This is a genomic window from Ilyobacter sp. (genome assembly GCF_041583315.1).
GTDB lineage: Bacteria > Fusobacteriota > Fusobacteriia > Fusobacteriales > Fusobacteriaceae > Ilyobacter.
On record NZ_JBFHGC010000228.1, the window covers coordinates 1 to 4,332 of the forward strand.

Genomic DNA, 4,332 nt, shown 5'->3' on the forward strand with positions numbered 1-4,332 from the left:
CAGTAAGACCTACAGATGTACTGCTAGAACCTTTAAAAATAGAGAAACACCTGAATACAGACCAGTTTAAGCTCTACAGACTCATATGGGAGAGATTTGTTATTTCACAATTGGCTCCGGTGAAGTTTAAGCAGTTTGAGCTTCTTACAAATTATGATAAGTATGAGTTTAGAGGCGTGGCAAATAAAATAATTTTTGATGGTTATTATAAAGTATTTAAAGGTGAAGATGAGATAGAATCAGTAAACTTTCCTTCTATAGCCCAGGGAGATGTCCTTGTGCTGGAAAAACTGGGAGTAAAAGAGGGTATCACAAAGGCACCTGCAAGACTGACTGAATCCTCCCTTGTAAAGAAACTGGAATCAGAGGGGATCGGAAGACCTTCTACCTATGCATCAATAATAGAAACTCTTAAAAAGAGAGAATATGTAATAAGCGAGGGAAAAAGCTTTGTGCCTACATCGCTGGGATACGAGGTCAAGGAAAATCTCCAAGAAAACTTCCCTCATATATTGAACGTAAAATTTACTGCTGAGATGGAAGAGAAGCTCGACCGTATAGAGGAAGGTGAGCTTGACTGGAAGGAAACTCTGAAGGAGTTCTACGGAGACCTTTCAAAATATCTCACGGTTTTTGAAAAGAAAGTAGAAGAGATGGAAAACAGGATCATTCTGTCAGATGTACCTTGTCCCTGCGGAAAGGGAAAGATGCTGATGAAAAGCGGAAGATTCGGTAGATATCTCAAATGTGAGGATGAAGAGTGTCAGGAGAAAATATCCCTTAAGGGAATAGACATCCCCAAAGAACAGATAGAAAAAGGGGAGATAATAGTAAATGAGGTAGTACAGGAAAGAGAGAAGCTCAAGAAGGGAAAACCTACAGATGTCTACACAGATAAGGGTGCTAATCTTTTCCTGAAAGCAGGTAGATTCGGAAGTTATCTCGAAAGTGAGAACTTTGCAGAGGACGAAATCAGGACTCCTCTTCCTTCTGAAGTGAGAAAGATGCTTGCGGAAAACAGGATAATAGAAAAAGACGGAGTAGTACAGCTAAATTATATTCTGAAAAAAATAGAAGAGGAAGAGGCTGAGCTCATAAGAAAAGCCGGACCTTGTGAAAAATGTGGAAGTCCTTTTGAGATTAAAAGGGGAAGATGGGGAAAATTCCTGGCTTGTACAGGATATCCTGAGTGTAAAAATATAAGAAAACTCCCTAACGATAAAAAGAAAGATACTGATAAAAAGAAATAAACCCGCTCAGGCGGGTTTTCTTTATTGGGATAAAAAAACTTCCTATAATTTTTAAAATATTGTATAATAAGGATAAATTGTATAGTGTAAAAAGTATAGAGGAGTAGATTATTTATGATAAAAGAGGTAGTGGTAGTAGGGGCAGGTCTTGCAGGAAGTGAGGCAGCCTATCAACTGGCCAAAAGAGGAATAAAGGTAAAACTTTATGAGATGAGGCCCGTAAAAAATACAGAGGCACATAAAAGTGAGAAATTCGGAGAGCTGGTATGCAGTAATTCACTAGGATCCAATGCGACTTCCAATGCATCGGGACTGATGAAAGAGGAGCTGAGACAGCTAGGATCGCTTCTGGTAAAAGTAGCCGATAAACACAAGGTACCTGCAGGACAGGCACTGGCTGTGGACAGGGAAGGGTTTTCTCAGGAGATAACGGAAATCCTGGAAAACACGGAAAATATAGAGATAATAAGAGAGGAACTGACAGAGCTGCCTAAAGACGGAATAGTACTTATCGCCAGCGGGCCTCTTTCATCGGAAAGTATCTCAGAAGAGATCAGAAAGAGAACTCAGGATGAATATCTGTATTTTTATGATGCAGCAGCACCAATAATAACATTTGATTCTATAGATAAAAATAAGGTGTACTTTCAGTCGAGATATGACAAGGGAGACGGAGAGTATATAAATTGTCCGATGGATATAGAGGAGTATACAAATTTTTATAATGAACTGATAACTGCAGAAAGGGCTCCTTTAAAGTCTTTTGAAGAGGAAAAACTTTTTGAAGCCTGTATGCCTGTGGAAAAAATGGCAGAGAGAGGAGAAAAAACTCTTTTATTCGGACCGCTGAAACCAAAGGGGCTTACTAATCCCAGACATCCGGATATAAAGGATTATGCAGTGATTCAGCTGAGACAGGACGATAAAGACGGAAGACTATATAATATGGTAGGATTTCAGACAAACCTCAAATGGGGAGAGCAGAAGAGAGTCTTTTCAATGATACCAGGTCTTGAAAATGCAGATTTTGTGAGATACGGGGTCATGCACAGAAATACATTTATAAATTCTACAAAACTTCTGAATAATACCCTCAATCTGAAATCTGATGAGAATATATATTTTGCAGGACAGATAACAGGAAGTGAAGGCTATGTGGCTGCAATGGCTACGGGAATGATGGCTGCTATTAATATAGCCAACAGACTGGAAGGAAAAGAGGAATTTGTACTAGATGACAGAAGTGCTATAGGGGCGATAATTAAGTACATAACAGAAGAGAAAAAGAATTTTCAGCCTATAGGACCTAATATAGGAATACTGAGACCTCTTGAAGGTAAAAAAATAAGAGATAAGAGAGAACGTTATACAAAGGTGGTAGAAAGAGCCCTGGATTATCTAAAGGGAAAACTGGGGGAAGAATAGTTCTTTTGGGGGATAGTCATGGAAGCTGTTTTATTGGACAAACTTATAAAAGATTTTATATACTTTGAGGAATTTGGAGACGGTAAAAGTCTGAATACCATAAAATCCTTTAAAAAAGATCTTGGACAGCTGAGGGATTATCTCAGCAGAAAAGAGAATATAAATAATCCTAAGGATATAAAAGAGATGGCCCTCAGGGGTTTTTTGATAGAACTTCAAAAGGAAAATATAGGGAAAAGGTCTTTAAACAGGAAGATATCTTCTCTCAGAACTTTTTTCAAATATCTAAAAAATCAGGGATATATAGAAAAAAATCCTACGATTCTTCTGACTGGACCGGCTTTTAAGGCCGAACTTCCTGAAATTCTTATCAAGGATGAAATAGACAGAATCAGAGAGGTCATAGATACAGAAAAAACAAACGGAATCAGAGACAGGCTCATTGTGGAACTTTTGTACTCTAGCGGAATAAGAACCGGGGAGCTCCTTTCTCTGGGAGAGAGCCTCTTTGACATGGAAAAGAGACAACTCAGAGTCACAGGCGGAAAGCAGCCCAGAATTGTATTTTTCAGTGAAAGAGCGAGAGAATATTTCAAAAGATATGTAGAATCAAAGAGGAAAAAATACGGCGATAAGTATACCGAGGATATACTCTTTGTGAATGGTTCCGGTACGAGGCTCAGCGACAGATCTCTGAGAAGAATAGTGGAACGTTATGCTAAAAAAGCCGGGATAGAAAAAGAGATAAGTCCTCACACTTTTAGACATACTTTCGGAGTGTATATGCTGTCCCACGGCATGGGCCTTGTGCATCTGCAGGAACTCATGGGACACGTGAGTGTAGAGAGCACTAAAATATATGAAGAATTTGTGAATAAGCCTAAAATTTTAAAAGGATATAATAATTACTGATAGATGACTGAGGTGGCAGATGGAAAAATTTAGAGCAACGACGATAATAGCTGTAAAAAGAGATAACAAGGTGGCCATAGCAGGAGACGGACAGGTGACTTTCGGAGACACTGTATTTAAAAGCGGCGCCAAGAAGATAAGAAAGATGTACGACGATACCATACTCATGGGATTTGCAGGAAGTGCTGCAGATGCCTTTGCCCTCTTTGACAAATTTGAGGGGAAGCTTGATGAGTTCGGAGGGAACCTGAAGAAAGCATCTGTAGAGCTGGCAAAAGAGTGGAGACATGATAAGGCTCTGAGGGTTCTCGAAGCCATGCTTGTGGTAGCAGATAAGAATAATGTGTTGATTGTGTCTGGAAACGGAGACGTAATAGAGCCAGATGACGGAATAGCGGCAATCGGAAGCGGAGGAACTTATGCCTATGCTGCAGCGAAGGCCCTTGTAATGCACAGTGAACTGGGGGCTCCCCAGGTAGCTGAAGAGGCTCTCAAGATAGCTGGAAATATGTGTATATATACAAATCTCAACATCAGTGTTGAGACTCTTTAGAGGAGGTTTACAATTGGCAAAGATAAAAAAATGTATCGGCTGCGGAGTAGAACTGCAGAAGGAAAGCTCTGAAAAACAGGGGTTTATTCCTAAAAGTGTGCTAGAAAGTAAAAAAGAGATCTACTGTCAGAGATGTTTTAAGATAAAAAATTACGGAGAATATCTTCCTGTGGAAATGACGAAGGAAGACTA

4 protein-coding genes are annotated in these 4,332 nt (G+C 39.5%); all 4 read left to right on the forward strand.

The window, feature by feature from the left end:
• Positions 1 to 1,250: DNA topoisomerase (locus tag ABZA26_RS08780; protein WP_372714144.1), on the forward strand; the 1,250-nt coding region annotated here is incomplete at its 5' end.
• Positions 1,251 to 1,364: 114 nt separating this feature from the next.
• Complete coding sequence (gene trmFO, locus ABZA26_RS08785; RefSeq protein WP_372714145.1) at positions 1,365 to 2,675, forward strand: methylenetetrahydrofolate--tRNA-(uracil(54)-C(5))-methyltransferase (FADH(2)-oxidizing) TrmFO; 1,311 nt, start codon at positions 1,365 to 1,367, stop codon at positions 2,673 to 2,675.
• A gap of 18 nt (positions 2,676 to 2,693) precedes the next feature.
• Entirely contained in the window at positions 2,694 to 3,587 is an 894-nt protein-coding gene (locus ABZA26_RS08790) for a tyrosine-type recombinase/integrase (RefSeq protein ID WP_372714146.1), read from the forward strand.
• Positions 3,588 to 3,606: 19 nt separating this feature from the next.
• The gene (hslV, locus tag ABZA26_RS08795) at positions 3,607 to 4,140 is read left to right on the forward strand and encodes an ATP-dependent protease subunit HslV (RefSeq protein ID WP_372714147.1); all 534 of its coding nucleotides are present in this window, start codon (positions 3,607 to 3,609) and stop codon (positions 4,138 to 4,140) included.
• Positions 4,141 to 4,332 lie beyond the last annotated feature (192 nt).